Source organism: Streptomyces cinnamoneus (assembly GCF_014650495.1).
GTDB classification, from domain to species: Bacteria; Actinomycetota; Actinomycetes; order Streptomycetales; family Streptomycetaceae; genus Streptomyces; species Streptomyces cinnamoneus.
Map to the genome: position 1 here is coordinate 101213 of NZ_BMVB01000020.1, position 18131 is coordinate 119343.

Genomic DNA, 18131 nt, shown 5'->3' on the forward strand with positions numbered 1-18131 from the left:
TGGGGAGCCTGGGGGTGCGGTGGGCTGTTGTCGTGAAGGCGTCAGTAGCCATTGGGGTCGACGCCCTCGGGCGCCCTATAGGTGGGGGAAGAGACTGTGAAGTTAATGAGATCCGTCTTGGATGATGTGGCGTCGGCGCCCTGCCTCGTGCTCCTGATCAGAAGCTCGGCGGCGAGGAAGGAGCCGTCCTTCTCATGGCGCGCCTTGATCTGAAGCTGCTGCGCTCTGGAGTTTGCAGGCCCGTAGTGTGTGATCTTCCAGCCGCGCTTAGGAAGTTCCTGACGAAGCCGCTCGAAGCCGCTCGTCAAGGCATCTGGCGACATCTTCCAGATCGACCAGTCGTGCTGGACCGAGTAGTCGCCCTCCCGCTTGTCGACGGTCTGTATCGCCGGACCGCCGGCTGTGGCCTCACCCTGCAGGCCCGTGCTGTCCAACACCCCACTCGACAGGCTGCCCACTACTTTCATGGCCTCCTTGGGGTGAACCGTTTTCAGGTCACGTGAGCGTGAGCTCGATTCAGACTTATCCGGCTCGACACCCATAGAACTGCACCCCGTCACACAGGTAAGAGTCAGCAGCAAAGCAGCAATGGTTCGCGTACGCATGGAAAACGACCTCACGCCATTTCGACCGTTTAATGGGCACCGAATCATCGGTCCGACGGCACGACGAAGTCCACGCCGGTCTTCCAGTGCCACTCTCTCTCTTCCCGTGGCTGAACTGACCCTAGAAGCCGACATCCTTGCCCCCCCACAGCCCTCTGGTTCCATATCTGCCCGCCCGGCCACGACGCCTGGGGCTTCGGCGACGACCCGTACCTCTTCGTCGACCGGTAAGGCTTCGCCGACTACGCGAAGCGCTAGGCGTCGCAGCCCCACTCAAGGCATGAGTCGATGCCTGCTACCCGGCAGGAGGTGCCACCGGAGCCTTCGCCGACCAGAAGTCCGACCGCTGGTCCGGATACGGAATGTCGGAACCTGCATAATTTGGACCGTTTGGCTCTGTCTTGGGCGGGGACACATCACTCTTTTCGAGGCAGGGCGTCACGAGGTCGAAAAATGCTTGCCCCTTGTCGCCGAACTCCAGGCTCATCCGAAAATCGTCCGGAGTCGAAGCGAATATCGCCGGGTTCTCCTTGTGGGCGCTCGCCCCGGTAATGCTGTAGCCGCTCTTGCGCCAGTGACGCTCGACGACCCCGAGGAAACTGCCACGCCGCTCTTCGGAGATTATGGTCATGACCGCGCGCCGACGGGTGACAGAGCCACTGGTTGAGCCGCCGCAGCCTCCCTGCGTCGATTCACCATGCGTCCATTTAATCGAAGGATCGATGGCAGTCAGCGTCTCGTCGAGGATCCTGTCGGCCCGGTCAGCACCCTGCCGCATATCCATGCCAGCTTTCCCTTCACGCTCGCTTCCGGAGCCATCAGCCCCGCAACCGGACAACGCCAAAGCAGTGATCAGCATAACAGCCGTGCGGAACTTCATCGCGGCTTCTCCGGGGTAATGAGGTCTGAGCGACCAGCAACTATGACGCCGATATTGCGCGCTGATTGCGGATCCCTCCCTGGATCGAAGTACTGGGAATGGCCGGGCATAAATCCATGACCTCCCATCACCGGCACGGGACCGTCGTCCACTTTGAATCTACGGGCGCCAAATGCCTTGCTCGCCGGATCCTTGCCGAACCAGTTCTCGTCGTCCTCGCCCGCCGCCCCCGCCGCCTCGTGGGCAAGGCGACCTCCCCACGGGCCAAAGAGATACGTAGCGACGCCAGTAGCAGTTACATCCTTCCAGGAAGGAGCCTTGGACACTGGATCATTTTCCGCAGCGCCCACAAAGACATGATCCTTGCCGACGCCGAGGTCCGATGCCTTGTCAACACCAGTGCCTGGACTACCGAGAATAATAACGTCATCTGCCGGAATGCCACCCGGACGCTGAGAGGCCATCCCGACAGTAAGGGAACCGTAAGAGTGCCCGATAGCTGTCACGTGCAAGTCTCTGTTCTGACTCGTAGCGTGAACACCGTCGAGGAACCGGTCATAATCCCGCGCCCCGTCCTTTGCCTTCCCGTCCATGGCAACGTCGGCATTAGAGAATCCTCTATCGGTACCCATGAGTGGCGCGTCGTATCCGAGCCACACAATGGACGCACTCGACTTGTTGTACTTTTGGGCCTCAAGGGCAGTCTGCTGCGCACGCTCCACGCACCCGTCAGCGAAGTCTTTATCCAGCTTCGTACCTAGGCCTGGCACATAGGCAGAGACGTTCTTTGACGTGTCAGGGTCGCCATAAGAAATAATTGCGCGACCATTCCCCTGATCGCTGATACCCAAGAGGAACATGGGAGGCTGGGACCCGGATCTCAGCTTCTCATCAATTACCTTGAGGCCTTCAAGTTGCTCAGTGGACTTGCCATCCGACCGCCCTTCCAACTTCCCCATCAGAATGGGCAGGTATTCTCGATTCGCCCTGTCACGTACTGCGGAGGGGATCCCATCAAGATTGCCGACCTGGTCAGGGAATAGCGTAATAAGCTCTTCTTTTCTTTCCCCCGACTGCTTGCTCCACCACTCAGCGTTCTCTTTGGGGGACTTCCCCTTTCGACTCTTCAGATCGGATGGATGCCTGGCCGTAGCCGCTTGGACATCACTCAGGTCCCGCGCGACATCCGCCCAGTCGGTGTTTTTGAGGTCGGCGTCCGTCCTCAGCTTGGCCAGGGCTCTGGCGAAGCGACCGTCAATCTCGTTCGCTTCCTTGAGCGCATCGCCGATTCGGTTGGCGATATCCTGAGCCTTGGCCTGGTTGGGGTCCGGGGCACTGTCCGGCTTCATCAGCGAGGGCATGGCACCGGAGGCAGCCGGTGTCGGGAGAAGCGGAGACGGAGTCCCCTGGGGTTTCGGGTATTCGACTGAACCGTCAGGCCTGACCGTGAACTTCAGTCCCTGCGCTTCTTCAAGTGCCTGCTTGAGCTTTCGCTGCGGACCTGCCAGTTCCTCGGCAAGTCCGCTGAGAGCCGTACGGATCAATCCGCCCTCAGCATGGATGTACTGGTAGTTCTTGCTCAACCTGTCAAGATCACGCAAGACCGCGGACGCAGCAGAGCCTTGCTGTGTGGCGCGCAGCTTGCTGAGCATGTCGTGGTCTACGCGCTCCCGATATGCTTGGGCACGATGGCTCACCGCACTCCAACCGGCGGCCGCCTTCGTGAACTTGACGGTATCGAGGTTAGCGAGCTCTTCGATGGTGACCATCGGCGTCACTTCCCCGCCTTCGACACGCTGGGCGTCCAGGGCTTGTTGTAGTCGTTGATCCTGGAACCAGTCGCTTGGAACGACGCCTTGACCTGCACTTCGTTCTCACCGAAAGCCGTACCTGCCTTTTTCAGGTCGCCGTCGAGACGCTTGCACTCGTCGCGAACAGCGCTGAGGCGGGCTTCCCAGCCCCCGAGAATGGCGCTCAGAGCGGCCGCACTCGCGAAGCCCGCGGTTCCCGACTTGATCCCGTCGTGGGCATGGCTCAGGTCCCTGAGGGCCGTGTCCATGCCTTGGTTCAGCTCACCGGCGACGCCGCCGGCGGTGGTCCAGGGCCAAACACTCGCCTTGTGAACGTCCCCACCTCCACCGCCTCCGGAGCCGGCGGAGGCCAGGAGTATGTGGGCCTCCTTGCTCTGCTGGGGGATTTGGGCATCCGTCATCGTGGCCTCGGTGATGGGTAGGTGGGGGCAGTGGCTGGCAGAGTCTCGGTGACGTCTACCGGGATGGGTGTGTGCGGCGGCGTGTGGCGAAGATGAGCAGAGGAACGCCGATCACCGCCACGGCGGCCAGGGCGATGCCAGCAATCAGGACGTTGCGCTTGGTGCTGCCGTCGCTCTTGCCGGCGGCGGCTTGGGGAGCGCCGGTGCCTCCGGTGGTGGGGGCCGGGGTCGGTGAGGCGGTAGCCAGTTCCGGGAGCGGGCTCACGTTCGCGGGCCCCGGGTCGCCGGGGTCTTTCAGGGCGATGCGGGGGCGGACGACGCCGTAGCCGATGAAGTCACTGCGCTTCTCGCCGCTTTTGGGGCCGCCGGCGGTGTTGATGAGCACGCGGAGAACTTGGTTGGCGGTCCAGTCGGGGTGGGCGGACCAGATGAGAGCGGCGGAGGCGGAGGCCAGGGCGGTAGCGTCGCTGGTGCCGTGCCTTCGGCAGAGGCCGGTGCCACCCCTGCAGGTGGCGATGATGTTTTCGCCGGGGGCGGCAAGGTCTACCTGCGGACCATGTTCGGACTCCGCTGTGGCCCGGATGTCCTGATCAACTGCGGCTACGCCCACCACCCCTGGGTGCCCTGCTGGGTAGACAACTGGGTTGCCCTTCTCGCCCGAGTTGCCGACACCAGCAAAAATCAGCTTGCCCTTTGAGATGGCATATTCAACGGCCTTGGCTTCCTCTGCGCTCTCCACCCGGCCTGCCAGTGAAATGTTGATGACCTTGGCATCGGAATCTGCCGCGTAGCGGATCGCCGAAGTCACGGATGTACCGGCTAGCACCTCCAGCCCGACGGCCTTATCGGTTGCCACTCGCAAAGGAAGGATCTTGACGCCCGGGGCGAGTCCGAATGAACCATCGCCGCCATTGCCCTTCCCTGTTCCTGCGATGAGAGTAGCCATCGCCGATCCGTGACCGTCGTAGTCCGATTGAGCATCGCCTTCCATGCCCGAGAAGTCCTTTCCGGGAAGGACTTGCCCTTCGAGGTCCGGAAGTTTCGAGTCAACGCCACTGTCAACAACAGCCACTGTCACGCCAGCGCCAGTTGTTCTGTTCCACATCTCCTCAGCATGCATCGCATCCAGATGCCACTGCTGAGAGCGGACAGTGTCTGCCTGGGCCGGTTCGATACAGATGACGAGCATGAGAAACGCAGCCCCAGCGCACAGCGCATTTCTCCAACTACGCCCACCTACGGGGAAGTTTCGATGCATATCCGTTCCGGCCTCAGTCAACAACGGGAGGAACGACGCGACGGTTCACTTGCGACCACGTCTCCTCGTCCTCAGTCAGGTAGTCGGGGCGTTGTCCTTGGCGAGAGGCGCTACGCTCCTGGCTGGGGCTGCTCCCGCCGGGAGCCCTTACCAGGCCGGAGCCGCCTTGCGTAAACACGCGCTCTCCCGACGTCCCAGCCGGCTGTCGCCCACGACCTCCAACGACCCCTCCGGGCTCAGTCGCTAGCCGCCGCCCATAGACGCCGCTTCCCCTGCCGCTACCGGCGGCGCCGGCAGGAGGCACTGCATGTGCTCCGCCGTAGCCCATCTGAGCCCGGCCTTGACCTGGCTCAGATCCGATGACCGTTCCCCGCGGTACCTGAGTCGGGGCTACTGCTCCTGGCATGCGAGGTGTCGGCCGGCCACCAACCACGCCGTCCGTAGGCACTCCCGGGACGGCTGGGATGCCTCCACCAACGAGGCCGCGACCCGGGGCACCCGGGACACCCGTTCGGTACGGTCCGACCTTGCTCGGTGTTCCGCCCAGCCCTGCCGTCACGCGACCGATTGCCTCCGCGGGGGATGCGCCCGGGGCCAGTGGCAGGGGAAGGCTGTTGCCCGGCACGCTGTTAGTGGGCGAGGGCGCCGCTGGCTCAGTGGCGGGCCGGACCGGGATATGAGGCACTGCGACGCCACCGTCGACTTCCATAGATGCCGGTACCGTTCTCGGGTAGTGGCCTGCTGACAGGCGACTACCGTCGCGTGCACCCACACCGGAGGGATCAGTTGCCGTCACCGGCAGATATCCCGCGCTCCCGCCTCCGCCAATTTGAGAGCCAGCTGGCCTGTCCCCAGCTCCATGGGCAGGAACGCCCTGTGAACCACCGCCACCTGTTGGTCCCATGTACGCCCAGCCGTCGACGTTCCCTGGATCCCCCAACGGCATCGGCGGAAACGTAGGCCGCTCCGCCCCCGCCATGTTCCGCGCCGACCACGCATAAGACTCCGCCAGCTTCCGCATCAGCTGGGCCGCCTCCGCGCGGTCCGCGTCCAGCCGCTGCTGGGCCGCGTACGCCTCCTTCTGCGACGGGCCCGCCTTCTGCAGGCCCCCGCTCTGGTCCGTCACCGACGGGGGCGGGACCGCGCCCACCTGGCCGGGGTTGTTGCTGCGGTACGAGTCGAGCGTGGTCTTGGACGCTGCCGATACCGCCGGCATCGAGGACTTGACGCTCGACAGCGTCTCCGCCGCGTGCGTCATCCACGTGCCCGCGTTCTGGCTGAACTCGCCCAGGCGCAGCGTCGCGTTGGCCATGTCGGCGCCCCACTCGCGGAAGGCGTCGCCACCTAGGCTCTCCCACTTCACCGCCGCCATGTGCTCCTTGAGCTGCTCGCCGAGCTTCGTGATGGCCACGGCGGCCACCGTCAGCTTGGCGCCCAGCTGGGCCGTCTCGGCCGGGCGGGCGTGCTCCACCATCGCGCGCAGCTGCTCGTGCGTCATCGACTCGAAGTCCGACGTCGTGAACAGGCCGCTGCTCGGGCGGTGGATGAGGGGGCTGACGCCGCCGGACGGGGGCGGAGGAGTCGTCATCAGATTCCGCCTTCGCTGCTGCTGTGCGCTGCCGGGGGCGGGGTCGGGGCGTGCGAGGCCGCGCGTGACTTCGCCGCCCGCGCGTTCGGGTCCAGCCCCGGCTCGTACAGCTCCTTCGTGCGGGCCTGGATGGCCCACATGCGGCTGCGCAGGTCGGCGTCCACGTTGGCGTAGCCGACGCGGGCCGCGTGGACTGCCGTGCCCAGGGCCTCGATCTGGTCGTTCAGGAGCTGGGAGAGGGTCTTCAGCTGGCCGTGGACCTCGCTGTAGGCGCTGGAGAGGGAGTCGACCTCGGCGAATCCGCTGCCCAGTTGGGCCGGGACCAGGTGGCCCTCGGCTATGCGCTGCGGGGCCGCCCAGGACCCCTGGAGGAACGTCAGGAGTTCGTCCACCTGGGCCTTGAAGCCCTTGAGCGAGTCCAGCTCCGTCTTCAGCAGTCTCGCGTCCCCACCCGAGCCCGAGCCCACGTCCGCCCCATTCCCCTGTCCGTACGAATCTTGGTCGCGGACAAGACTACTGACGGGCGGTGACACTCACCTGAGTATGGGTACTCATGCCTCCGGCGCGGCCGCCGCCGTCTGCGGGCGGATCGGCAGGCGGTTGACCGGGCGGCCCGTCGCCGCGCGGACCGCGCCCGCCACCGCCGCCGGGGACGTGACGACCGGCACCGCGCTGATGGCCTTCGCGCCGAAGGGGGCGACCACGTCCCGTTCCTCGACCAGCTTGACGATGTGGATGTCCGGTACGTCCAGCGCCGTCGGGAGGGCGTACGAGGTGAGGTCGGGGCGGCGGACCTGGCCGGCGTTGGTGCGGAGGTTCTCCGTCAGCGCCGCGCCGATGCCCTGGGTGATGCCGGCTTCGATGCGCGCCCTGGCCTGCGCCGGGTTGAGGACGCGGCCCACGTCCTGAGCCACCGCCATCTCCACCACGCGCACCGAGCCCAGCTCGACGTCGACGTCCACCACCGCGCGCACCGCGCAGAAGGCGATGCCCACGAACGCGTCGCCCTGGCCCGTGTCGTCGAGCGGCTCCGTCGGGTGCGGGCGGCACTGGGCCGTGGCCCACAGTTCCTTGCCGTCGAGGGCCTCGGCGACCGTCGTGCTCAGCACGCCGTCGTAGGAGGTGATCCTGCCGTCGGCGATCGTCAGCAGCTCCGTCGACATGCCGAACTGGTGGGCGAGCGGCTGCAGGAGTTGCGTACGGACCATCCTCGCCGCCCGCTCGACCGCGCCGCCCGAGACCCAGGTGTGGCGGCTGTGGGCCGCCGGGCCGCACGGGGGCTGGTCGGTGTCGACGGGGGCGACGTACACCTCGTCGATGCCCAGGACCTCCTGGACGATCTGCCGGGCGAGGGTCGCGAAGCCCTGGCCCGTCTCCACGGCGGCGCAGATGACCGTGGCCACCGAACCGCTGACCTTGACCGTGGCCGTCGAGACCTCGTCCGTGCCCTCCGCGCCCAGCATGTGCACCATGCCCACGCCGTAGCCGACGCCGCGCCGCACCGCGCCGGGCTCGCCCGCGCCGTCGGGGCCGCCGGGCAGCAGCCAGTCGTCCTCGGGGTCGTCCACCGGCAGCGGCGGCAGCGGGTAGTCGCGCACCGCGCGCAGGAGTTCCGCGACGGGGGCCGGGCAGGTCACCGTCTGGCCCGTCGGCAGCAGGTCGCCCGTCGCCATGATGTTGCGCATGCGCAGTTCGGCCGGGTCCAGGCCGAGCTTCGCCGCAAGCTTGTCCATCTGGCCCTCGTACGCGGCGCACACCTGCATCGCGCCCTCGCCGCGCACGTGGCCGGAGGGCGGGTTGTTCGTGCGGACGGCCCAGCCCTCGACGAAGGCGTGCGGAACGACGTACGGGCCGCAGGCGAAGGCGACGGCCGCGGCCAGCGCCTCCGACGAGGAGTCGGCGTAGGCGCCGGCGTCGAGCAGGATCTGCGCCTCGACCTTCAGCAGCTTGCCGTCCGCGTCGGCGTGGTGGCGGTAGCGCAGCAGCGTCGGGTGGCGGTGGGCGTGGCTGAGGAAGGACTCCTCGCGGGTCGCCGCCAGCTTCACGGGGTGGCCCGTGCGCAGCGCCAGCAGGCCCAGCGCCAGCTGGATGCCGGCGTCCTCGCGGTCGCCCATCGCGCCGGGCACGCCGGTGACGACGACCTTGACGCGCTCGGGCTCCAGGCCGAAGCAGGCGGCGGCCAGGTCGCGGTCGGCGTGCGGGTCGGTGGACGCGGTGTAGATCTCGACGCCGCCGTCGGGGCGGGGTACGGCCAGGCCGGCCTCGGCGCCGATGGGTGCCGGGTCCTGACGGCCGATGCGGTACAGGCCCTCGACGATCACCTCGCCGACCACGTCCGGGTCGCCGAAGCGCAGCGGGATGTGGCGGATCAGGTTGCCGTCGGGGTGCAGCGGCTCGGCGGCGAACGCCTGCTCCGGGTCGGTGACCGGCTCCAGCACGTCGTACTTGACCGCGATGGCGGCGGCCGCGAGCCGGGCGGTGTCGGGGTGGTCGGCCGCGACGGCGGCGATCGGCTCGCCGTGGTAGCGGACGAGGTCGGAGGCGAAGACGGGCCGGTCGGCGATGCGCCGGCCGTGGGCCGCGTCGCCGGGCACGTCCGCGTGCGTCACCACGACCCGTACGCCCGGCATCGACGCGGCGGCCGACGTGTCGAGCGAGACGATGCGGGCGTGCGGGTGCGGGGAGCGCAGCACGGCCGCCCACAGCAGGCCCTCGGCCCACAGGTCGGCCGCGTAGGGGAAGGTGCCCTGGGTCTTGGCGGCCGCGTCGGCGGCCGGGAGGGACACGCCGAGGCCGCGCAGCGGCGCCTCGGTGGCGGCGGGGGGCACGGCGGAGGCTGTGAGGACGGAGGCGGGGATGTCGCCCGCGCCCGTCGTGCCCCCCGTCCCGCCCATTCCGGCCGTCCCGCCCATTCCCGTCATGCCATTGCCCTTCCAGTGCCGCTGTCGCCGCCGCTGCCGTCGCCGTAGGGACCCGCCTGGTGCGGGATGTGTGCCGCTTCCGTCTCCGGCTGCTGCTCCGCCTGGGCCTCTTCCAGGGCCGCGGCCGCGGCGGCGCGTTCGTCGGCGACCTGGCGCACGGCGTCGAGCACGCCCCGGTAGCCGGAGCAGCGGCAGAGGTTGCCGCAGATGGCCTGCCGGGTCTCCAGCTCGCTGGGCGCGTGGTTGCCCTCTAGGAGGTCGTGCACGGTCATGGCGAGGCCGGGCACGCAGAAGCCGCACTGCACGGCGCCGCACTCGGCGAGCGCCCGCTGCACGTCGGACGGCTGCCCGCCCGTGGCCAGGCCCTCGACGGTGCGGATCTCCGAGCCGGCGGTGGTCGCGGCGGGTACGAGGCAGGAGGCGACGAGCCGGCCGTCGACCTGCACGGAGCAGGCGCCGCACTCGCCCTGCGAACAGCCGTCCTTGGCCCCGGCGAGGCCGAGGCGCTCGCGCAGGACGTACAGGAGCGACTCGCCGATCCAGGCGTCGGTCACCGGACGTTCGGTGCCGTTGACGCTGAGGACGTACGAGGCGCAGGGGTGCTCGTTGTGCGCGAGGGGCAGCGCGTGGGCCTGGTCGAGACCGTGGCCGTGGCCGTGGCCCTCTTCGTGGCCCTGTTCGTGGCCGTGGTCGTCCACCGGCAGGTACGTGTCGGGCCCGTGCCCGGCGTCGGCGTATGCCGGGGCGCCGGACTCCGCTTCCGCTGCCGGTTCCGGCTGGGCTTCCGGTCGTACGTCCGGCTCCGCCTCCGCGCGGGGTTCGGGCACGGGTACGGACAGGGGGGCGGGCTCCGGCTCGGGTGCCGGCTGCGGCTCCGCGTCGAGGGCGGGTGCCTCGGCGCCCGCGCCGTCGGCCGGGGCCGGCGGGCCGGGCTCGTCCCCGGCCTCTGCTTCGCCCGTCCACTCGGCGACGGGATGTTCGCCCGTACCGGTGACGGCGTCGACCGGTCCGAGGCCGTAGCCGCGCTGCACGTCCGGGCCGCCCAGGGCGTACTCCCCGGACTCGTCCACCGCGTCGTCCCCGGCGGCCGGGACCGTCCACGGTCCGGTGGGACCGGCTCCCGGCACCGCGGCGGGCACCGCTTCCGCAACGCCGTCGCCGGGCTCCACGGCGAAGGGCATGGCCCACTCCGCGGTGTCGGCCATGCCGCCCACGCCCTGCGCGTCGACGCCGTGCGGATCCGTTCCGTGGCTCAGATCCGTGCCGTGATGCGGATCCATTCCGTGGTGCAGATCCGTGCCGTGACCGTTCGTGCCGTGCACGTCCATGCCGTGGCCGTGGCCGTTCGTACCGTGGCCGCCCATGCCGTGCGCGTCCGGACCCGGGGCAGCATCCATGCCGTGCAGGTCCATGCCGTGCCCGTCCGTACCGTGCACGTCCATGCCGTGCAGGCCGTTCGTGCCGTACGGGTCGGCAACGGTGCCGTCGCCGGTGCCCGGTAGGTGCTGGCCGTAGGACGTGTCGTAGGCGTCCCACGGGCTCGCCCCCGCCGGGGCCGGGACCGGCTCGGCGACGGGCTCCGGCGCGGTGGCGGGCACGTGCTGCTGCCACGGGTCCGCCGCGGGCGCGGTGTGAGCGGGGGGCGGATAGGCCGGCGGCGTGTAGCCCGTACCGGGCGCCGCCAGCGGACCCCAGGAGTCCGTGCCGCCCGCCGGGCCCGGGTGGGCCAGGAGCTCGGGCGGGAGCTGGAGGAAGGTCGTGCCCTCCGCGTCGAGCCCGGCGCCCTGCGGAATCGGCTGCCAGCCGCCCCCGCCCGGCGTGGGCACATGGCTGTGTCGCTGCTGTTCGTCACTCACGCGAGTGCCCTCCCCAGTGCTCGGCGGGCCAGAGTCGCCACCGTACGACGGAGATGCAGCACGGCCGGCGGCAGGGTACCCGGCTCGGTGCCGTCGAGGGCGGACTGCGCGGGGGCCGGGTCGGGGATGCACGCGGCCGCGACGTAGTCGCCGAAGGCGGTGAGGGCGTCCGGGGCGAGCGTGCGTTCGCCGTCCCAGTCGACGATCGAGGAGACCCAGCGCTCCGCGTCGAACGGCCGCAGCGGCATCGGCGCCACCGCGCCCACCGCGCAGCGCACGCTGCGCCGCGCCGGGTCGAGGACGACGGCGACGGAGGCGATGGCGCGGCCCGGGCCCGTGCGGCCGGTGGCCTTGAGGAAGGTCTGCGGGGCGTGCAGCAGGGGCACGCGGACGTAGCCGATCAGCTCGCCCGGCCGGAGCATGTCGAGGCCGGCGAGGAGCCGGCCCACGGGGATCTCGCGGCGCGATCCGCCGGGGCCCGCGATGACGAGCGACGCCTCCAGCGCGGCGAGCACGGGCAGCGCGTCACCGGTCGGCGCGGCGGAGGCGATGTTGCCGCCGAGGGTGCCGGCGTTGCGGATCTGGGGCGGGCCGGCGGCGCGGGAGGCGGCCGCGAGCGCCGGGATGAGCGCGGCGAAGTCCGGGCGGCCCATACGGGCGTGGGTGAGGCCGGCGCCCAGCAGGGCGGCGCCGTCCTGGTACTGCCAGCCGCGGATCTCGTTGATGCGGCCGAGGCCCACGAGGGCGGCGGGTCGCAGCAGTCCGGAGTTGACGGCGGCCATCAAGTCGGTGCCGCCGGCGACGGGCACGGCGGTGGGCATGGCGGACAGCGCCGCCACGGCTTCGTCGAGCGAGCCCGGCAACGTCACCGTGTGCGCCGCCTGCGGTGCGTGCGTGGTCAACCCAGCTGCCCCTTCCCCGGTGGTCCCGACTGTTCCGCCAGGTCTCGCCGTACGGTACGTGCTGTCGGCCCGGACGTGGCAACTCTGGCACATCTTCCGGGTGCACCGTCGCGAGGGTCCGCGAACCGCCGGGCCGTCCCGGCTCGGGAGGAAAGTCCGAGTTGGGGCACTCTCTCCACTGTGAGCATTGTGGGCGCATTGCCATGCTTCGGGGATCCTTGTACGGCTTACGGCGGCTTACGGCAGTGTGTGAAGGACCACCGTGCCAGGGCCCCGCCCCACGGTTCGTCACCTTGCCGCGCGCCTCACACGATCGGGGGCGCACCCTCGATCGGGCGTCCGAGCACGCCGGGCCGGCGCTGCCACGGACGCGGGCCGCCGGGCGGCCTGTAGTCGACGCCCAGGGCGTCGAGGCGGCGGTAGTGCGCGCCCATCCTGCGCGCGAAGTCCGCGTAGTCGCGCCGGCCGGGAGCGGGCAGGGCGGACCACACGGTCTCGGCGAATGCGGCCAGCCGGGGGAACGCCTGGTAGTCGACGCGCTGCTGGGTCTCCATCACCTCGGTCCAGAGGTTGGCCTGGGCGCCGAGGACGTGCGCGGCCTGCTCCTGCGTCAGCTCCGGCGGCACGGGCTCGAAGCGGTAGACGTCCTCCAGGGTGCGGACGTAGCCGATGGGTACGGGCTCGTCGGGGCCGGCGGCCTGCCGGTGGTCCAGATAGACCTGCTGCTCGGGGCACATGACGACGTCGTGGCCGGCGCGGGCGGCGGCGATGCCGCCGGCGAAGCCGCGCCAGGAGGAGACGGTGGCGCCGGGCGACAGGCTCCCTCCCGGCCGCCGGCCTTCCAGGATCTCGTCCCAGCCGACGAGCCGTCGCCCGCGCCCGGCGAGCCACCGGTCGAAGTGGCGGATGAACCAGCTCTGCAGCTCGTCCTCGTCCGCCAGCCCCTCCGCCGCCGTGCGCGCCTGCGCGGCGGGCGACGCCTTCCACTGCTCCTTGGGGCATTCGTCGCCGCCGATGTGGACGAAGGGCGAGGGGAAGAGTTCGAGGACCTCGGCGAGGACGTTCTCGTAGAAGGCGAGGGTGTTGTCAGTGGGGGCGAGTACGTTCGGGTTGACGCCCCAGGTGTCCCAGACGGAAAGGGCGGTGGTGTCGATGACGTCGGTGTTGCCCAGCTCCGGGTACGCGGCGATGGCGGCCTGCGAGTGGCCGGGGACGTCGATTTCGGGGACGACCGTGATGTGCCGTTCGGCGGCGTACGCGACGATCTCGCGAATATCGTCCTTCGTGTAGTAGCCGCCGTGCGGCCGCTCGTCCCACAGCGGCGAGGCCCGGTGGCCCACCTTGGTGCGGGCGCGCCACGCGCCGACTTCGGTCAGCCGGGGGTAGCGCTCGATCTCGACGCGCCAGCCCTGGTCGTCCGTCAGGTGGAGGTGGAGGACGTTGAGCTTGTGCGCGGCGAGCAGGTCGAGGTAGCGCAGGACGCCGTCCTTGGGCATGAAGTGCCGGGCGACGTCGAGCAGGACGCCGCGCCACGCGAAGCGGGGTGCGTCCTCGACGACGACACGGGGCACGGTCCACTCGCGGCGCGGGTTCACCGGTGCCCGGCGGAAGGCTTCCGGGCCGAGCATCTGACGGAAGGTCTGGGCGGCCCAGAAGAGGCCGGCCGCGCTGCCGCCGTCGATGCGCAGGGCGTAGCCGTCGACGACGATGCGGTAGCCCTCGGGGCCGAGCTGCCGCTCGACGGCCGGGTCGACGGTCAGCACGATGCGGTTGTCGCTGTCGCCGCCGGGCTCCAGCGGCAGGCCGGTGGCGGCCCCGACGGTCGTACGCAACCAGCGCGCGACGCCCTCCGTGCCCGGCCCGGCCTCGATCAGCGTTTCGTCGTCGAGCACGTACAGACCGGAGGGCGGGATGTCTGCGACCCGCCGCGGGGAGGGGATCAGCTCGTGCATGCGTCCGTCCTAGCCGTGCGGCAGGCGCGGGGCAAGGCCCCCGTCGGCCAAGAGCCGCACCGAGGGTCCCCTGTCAGCACCGACGGCTCCGTCAGCACCAACGGCTCCGTCAACGCAAAAACGGCTCCCGTCGACGCAAACGGCTCCGTCATCGCAAACGGCCCTGCCGACGCGCACGGCCCCCTCGACGCAAACGGCTCCCGGAGCGCGATCCCGCGCCCCGGGAGCCGTCGAAAGCCCGGGCTGAGCAGCCGGTGGCTACTTCTTGTCGCCGCCCTTGCCGCCCTTGCCGCCCTTGTCGTCCCCGCCGGCGCCCATGCCGTCGAAGATCTCCTTGCACATCGGGCAGACCGGGTACTTCTTCGGGTCGCGCCCGGGTACCCAGACCTTGCCGCAGAGGGCCACGACCGGAGAGCCGGAGAGCGCGCTCTCCATGATCTTGTCCTTCTGGACGTAATGGGCGTAGCGCTCGTGGTCGCCGTCGCCGTGCGACACCTGCGGTGTCGGCTCTACGAGGGTGCCGGTACCTGCCCCGCGCTCGGGCTCAAGAGTGCTCATGGTCCCCAAGGGTACTGGGGCCGGACCCCGTCAGTTGAGGCTCGGGTCGTCCGGATAGGTGGCGACCATCGCCAGTTCGTTGCGCTGGCGCCGCAGCACGGCCCGCCACAGCCGCTGCGGATCGGGGGACGACACGTCGCCCGGCTCGGACTCCACCACGTACCAGGCGCCCTCGACGAGCTCGTCCTCCAGCTGTCCCGGGCCCCAGCCCGCGTAGCCGGCGAAGATCCGCAGCGAGCCCAGGACGGTCGCCAGCAGCTCCGGCGGAGCCTCCAGGTCGACCAGCCCGATCGCGCCGTGCACCCTGCGCCAGCCCAGGGGGCCGTCGTCGGCGCCGGGCGTGCCGTCCTGGTCGTGCGGCTCCCCCGGCACCACCGCCACGCCCAGGGCGGAGTCCAGCGAGACGGGCCCGCCCTGGAAGACCACGCCCGGCTCCCCGGCCAGCGCGGCCCAGGATTCGAGGATGTCGGCGACCCCGACCGGGGTCGGCCGGTTCAGGACCACGCCGAGGGATCCCTCCTCGTCGTGGTCGAGCAGCAGCACCACCGCACGGTCGAAATTCGGGTCGGCGAGCGCCGGTGTCGCGACGAGCAGTCGTCCTGTGAGCGAGGACACCTCGGCCATGGCGCCATGATCCCCCATTCCGGGGCGGTTCGGGGAGTGGACAGCGGCGATGTGGCGGGGGCGGCAGGGGGGCGTACGAGAGCAGCGCCCGCGCAAATGACCGGCAGCGACGCGGTGATAACCGGTAGCGACCATTCCATATACGCAGAGTGTTGTGACAAACCCATGACGTGCAGAACGCCCCTCCGGGGCGGCAGATCGGCCTTCCGGTCCCATTACCCTTTCTTCTTGCCCCCTGCCCAACTCCAGGAACGCGAGATCCATGACCGGCCCTGACGATGTCCTGCTTGTCCACGGCGGTACTCCGCTTGAGGGAGAGATCCGCGTCCGCGGCGCGAAGAACCTGGTCCCCAAGGCCATGGTCGCCGCGCTGCTCGGGCACGGTCCGAGCCGGCTGCGCAACGTCCCCGACATCCGTGACGTGCGCGTCGTGCGCGGCCTGCTGCAGCTGCACGGTGTGACCGTCCGCCCCGGTGACGAGCCCGGCGAGCTGGTGCTGGACCCCACGTACGTGGAGAGCGCCAACGTCGCCGACATCGACGCGCACGCCGGCTCCTCGCGCATCCCGATCCTGCTGTGCGGCCCGCTGCTGCACCGCCTCGGCCACGCCTTCATACCGGGCCTGGGCGGCTGCGACATCGGCGGCCGGCCGATCGACTTCCACTTCGAGGTCCTGCGCCAGTTCGGTGCGACGATCGAGAAGCGCGAGGGCGGCCAGTACCTGGAGGCCCCGCAGCGGCTGCGCGGCTGCAAGATCCGTCTGCCCTACCCCTCGGTCGGCGCGACCGAGCAGGTGCTGCTGACCGCCGTGCTGGCGGAGGGCGTCACGGAGCTGTCCAACGCGGCCGTGGAGCCGGAGATCGAGGACCTCATCTGCGTGCTGCAGAAGATGGGCGCGATCATCGCCATGGACACCGACCGGACCATCCGGATCACCGGTGTCGACAAGCTCGGCGGCTACAACCACCGCGCGCTGTCCGACCGCCTGGAGGCGGCCTCCTGGGCGTCCGCGGCGCTGGCCACCAAGGGCAACATCTACGTCCGCGGCGCGCAGCAGCGGTCGATGATGACCTTCCTCAACACCTACCGCAAGGTCGGCGGTGCCTTCGAGATCGACGACGAGGGCATCCGCTTCTGGCACCCGGGCGGCTCGCTCAACGCCATAGCGCTGGAGACGGACGTCCACCCCGGCTTCCAGACCGACTGGCAGCAGCCGCTGGTCGTGGCCCTGACGCAGGCGAGCGGCCTGTCGATCGTCCACGAGACGGTCTACGAGTCCCGTCTGGGCTTCACGTCCGCGCTCAACCAGATGGGCGCCCACATCCAGCTCTACCGCGAGTGCCTGGGCGGCTCCGCCTGCCGCTTCGGTCAGCGCAACTTCCTGCACTCGGCGGTCGTCTCCGGCCCGACGAAGCTGCAGGGTGCCGACATGGTCGTGCCCGACCTGCGCGGCGGCTTCTCGTACCTGATCGCGGCCCTGGCCGCGGAGGGCACCTCGCGGGTCCACGGCATCGACCTGATCAACCGTGGCTACGAGAACTTCATGCAGAAGCTCCGTGATCTGGGTGCCAACGTGGAGATGCCCGGCGGCGACGCCAGCTGACGCCCGACCCCCGGCTGGGGGTCCGGGGGTCACCCCCCGGGACAACACAGCATGCAGAAGCTCCGTGATCTGGGTGCCAACGTGGAGATGCCCGGCGGCGACGCCAGCTGACGCCCGACCCCCGGCTGGGGGTCCGGGGGTCACCCCCCGGGACAACACAGCATGCAGAAGCTCCGTAACCTGGGTGCCAACGTGGAGATGCCCGGCGGCGACGCCAACTGACGCCCGACCGGGGGTTCCAGGCGGCGGCCACGCCGACTGACGCCCCGTAAGGCCGCCTGAAGCCCGTACAGACCTTCGATGGTCCGTACGGGCTTCTTGGTGTTCCACGGCCCGTCACGGGGCTGACAGGCCCTCATGGACGGCAAAAGGGCGGCCACCCCGGACCGGGACGGCCGCCCTTTCAGGCATTCGAGGCGCTGGTCGCAGCGCCCGAGGCTTACTTGCCCTTCGCGGCTTCCTTGAGCTTGGAGCCCGCGGAGACCTTCACGCTGTAACCGGCAGCGATCTGGATCGGCTCGCCCGTCTGCGGGTTGCGCGCGGTCCGAGCGGCACGGTGGGTGCGCTCGAAGGTCAGGAAGCCGGGGATGGTGACCTTCTCGTCGCCCTTGGCGACAACCTCGCCGACGGTCTCGGCGAGGGCGGCCAGAACGGCGTCGGCGTCCTTGCGGGTCACCTCGGCGCGGTCGGCCAGAGCGGCCACCAGCTCACTGCGGTTCATGTTGTACTCCCGTGTTCTTCTTGCCAATGAGGCGTGAGATCGAAGCCGATGCTGCCAGGGCCCTCGGACAGTCCCCGGACCCGGGTCCGTTTGCCAGACCCTCCCGCCCGGTTACGCATCCTGCCCCCACCAGTGGCGGGAAAGCCAATCCGGCACCCTGGAGAGTCACACGGAAAGCGCCACGGCCAGCGCCACAGCCTCGGATGCAGCCGCATTTCTGCGGCCCGATGCCTGCCCGACACCTTATGGGGGGCCCAGGAGCGTCGCGCCACTCGACGCGCCGTGCGTCAGACCGTCGTGGTGGCCGTCACAGCGGCTCCGGCGGCCTTGGCGGCCTCCCGGACGGCGCCCGCGACCGCTCCCGCGACCTTGTCGTTGAAGACGCTGGGGATGATGTAGTTCGCGTTGAGCTCGTCCTCGGCGACCACGTCGGCGAGCGCGCGGGCCGCCG

Annotated in this window: 14 protein-coding genes and 1 pseudogene; 1 reads left to right on the forward strand and 14 read right to left on the reverse strand. The window is 69.8% G+C overall.

The window, feature by feature from the left end:
- Positions 1-41: 41 nt before the first annotated feature.
- The 12 genes from IE182_RS24310 to IE182_RS24365 all read right to left on the reverse strand — a co-directional run bounded on the left by IE182_RS24310 (position 42) and on the right by IE182_RS24365 (position 15356).
- The gene (locus IE182_RS24310) at positions 42-542 is read right to left on the reverse strand and encodes a hypothetical protein (RefSeq protein WP_190112044.1); all 501 of its coding nucleotides are present in this window, start codon (positions 540-542) and stop codon (positions 42-44) included.
- A 358-nt stretch (positions 543-900) separates the two neighbouring features.
- Positions 901-1485 carry a hypothetical protein gene (locus IE182_RS24315; RefSeq protein ID WP_190112045.1) on the reverse strand — a complete coding sequence of 195 codons (585 nt, stop codon included), beginning with the start codon at positions 1483-1485 and terminating at the stop codon, positions 901-903.
- Positions 1482-3254, reverse strand: coding sequence for an alpha/beta hydrolase (locus IE182_RS24320; RefSeq protein WP_190112046.1), 1773 nt, complete (start codon positions 3252-3254; stop codon positions 1482-1484). Before IE182_RS24320 ends, IE182_RS24315 begins: the two co-directional genes overlap by 4 nt.
- Before the next feature lie 5 nt (positions 3255-3259).
- Complete coding sequence (locus IE182_RS24325) at positions 3260-3697, reverse strand: hypothetical protein (RefSeq protein WP_190112047.1); 438 nt, start codon at positions 3695-3697, stop codon at positions 3260-3262.
- Positions 3698-3752: 55 nt separating this feature from the next.
- Positions 3753-4886, reverse strand: a complete 1134-nt coding sequence (gene mycP / locus IE182_RS24330; RefSeq protein WP_229845067.1) for a type VII secretion-associated serine protease mycosin — start codon at positions 4884-4886, stop codon at positions 3753-3755.
- 1656 nt (positions 4887-6542) lie between these two features.
- Complete coding sequence (locus tag IE182_RS24335) at positions 6543-7010, reverse strand: DUF2563 family protein (RefSeq protein ID WP_190112049.1); 468 nt, start codon at positions 7008-7010, stop codon at positions 6543-6545.
- Between the two features lie 84 nt (positions 7011-7094).
- On the reverse strand, positions 7095-9437 hold the full coding sequence (locus IE182_RS24340; RefSeq protein ID WP_373303607.1) for a xanthine dehydrogenase family protein molybdopterin-binding subunit: 2343 nt from the start codon (positions 9435-9437) through the stop codon (positions 7095-7097).
- Between the two features lie 23 nt (positions 9438-9460).
- Positions 9461-11320, reverse strand: a complete 1860-nt coding sequence (locus tag IE182_RS24345) for a (2Fe-2S)-binding protein (protein WP_190112050.1) — start codon at positions 11318-11320, stop codon at positions 9461-9463.
- A complete protein-coding gene (locus tag IE182_RS24350) occupies positions 11317-12222 on the reverse strand; it encodes an FAD binding domain-containing protein (RefSeq protein WP_190112051.1) in 906 nt (301 codons plus the stop codon). The genes IE182_RS24345 and IE182_RS24350 overlap by 4 nt, the downstream gene beginning before the upstream one ends.
- Positions 12223-12527: 305 nt before the next feature.
- Entirely contained in the window at positions 12528-14174 is a 1647-nt protein-coding gene (locus IE182_RS24355) for a beta-N-acetylhexosaminidase (protein WP_190112052.1), read from the reverse strand.
- 258 nt (positions 14175-14432) lie between these two features.
- Positions 14433-14732: a DUF3039 domain-containing protein gene (locus tag IE182_RS24360; RefSeq protein ID WP_071961972.1), complete on the reverse strand. Its 300-nt coding sequence runs from the start codon at positions 14730-14732 to the stop codon at positions 14433-14435.
- A 30-nt stretch (positions 14733-14762) separates the two neighbouring features.
- Positions 14763-15356, reverse strand: coding sequence for a YqgE/AlgH family protein (locus tag IE182_RS24365; RefSeq protein ID WP_190112053.1), 594 nt, complete (start codon positions 15354-15356; stop codon positions 14763-14765).
- 262 nt (positions 15357-15618) lie between these two features.
- Between IE182_RS24365 and murA the strand changes: the two genes are divergently transcribed.
- Positions 15619-16959 (forward strand): UDP-N-acetylglucosamine 1-carboxyvinyltransferase, encoded by a 1341-nt coding sequence (gene murA, locus IE182_RS24370; protein WP_190112054.1) that lies wholly within the window; start codon positions 15619-15621, stop codon positions 16957-16959.
- A gap of 439 nt (positions 16960-17398) precedes the next feature.
- Here murA and IE182_RS24375 read toward each other — a convergent pair whose 3' ends face one another.
- Both IE182_RS24375 and IE182_RS24380 read right to left on the reverse strand, forming a co-directional pair.
- Positions 17399-17680, reverse strand: coding sequence for an HU family DNA-binding protein (locus IE182_RS24375; RefSeq protein WP_004951951.1), 282 nt, complete (start codon positions 17678-17680; stop codon positions 17399-17401).
- 287 nt (positions 17681-17967) lie between these two features.
- Positions 17968-18131, reverse strand: a pseudogene (locus IE182_RS24380) (NAD-dependent malic enzyme); the annotation flags it as partial.

Coding starts and splice junctions, on each gene's coding strand:
- IE182_RS24360 (WP_071961972.1), bottom strand. CDS start 14,732: ATGAGCACTCTTGAGCCCGAGCGCGGGGCAGGTACCGGCACCCTCGTA.
- IE182_RS24325 (WP_190112047.1), bottom strand. CDS start 3,697: ATGACGGATGCCCAAATCCCCCAGCAGAGCAAGGAGGCCCACATACTC.
- IE182_RS24320 (WP_190112046.1), bottom strand. CDS start 3,254: ATGGTCACCATCGAAGAGCTCGCTAACCTCGATACCGTCAAGTTCACG.
- IE182_RS24365 (WP_190112053.1), bottom strand. CDS start 15,356: ATGGCCGAGGTGTCCTCGCTCACAGGACGACTGCTCGTCGCGACACCG.
- murA (WP_190112054.1), top strand. CDS start 15,619: ATGACCGGCCCTGACGATGTCCTGCTTGTCCACGGCGGTACTCCGCTT.
- mycP (WP_229845067.1), bottom strand. CDS start 4,886: ATGCTCGTCATCTGTATCGAACCGGCCCAGGCAGACACTGTCCGCTCT.
- IE182_RS24315 (WP_190112045.1), bottom strand. CDS start 1,485: ATGAAGTTCCGCACGGCTGTTATGCTGATCACTGCTTTGGCGTTGTCC.
- IE182_RS24355 (WP_190112052.1), bottom strand. CDS start 14,174: ATGCACGAGCTGATCCCCTCCCCGCGGCGGGTCGCAGACATCCCGCCC.
- IE182_RS24375 (WP_004951951.1), bottom strand. CDS start 17,680: ATGAACCGCAGTGAGCTGGTGGCCGCTCTGGCCGACCGCGCCGAGGTG.
- IE182_RS24340 (WP_373303607.1), bottom strand. CDS start 9,437: ATGGGCGGGACGGGGGGCACGACGGGCGCGGGCGACATCCCCGCCTCC.
- IE182_RS24310 (WP_190112044.1), bottom strand. CDS start 542: ATGGGTGTCGAGCCGGATAAGTCTGAATCGAGCTCACGCTCACGTGAC.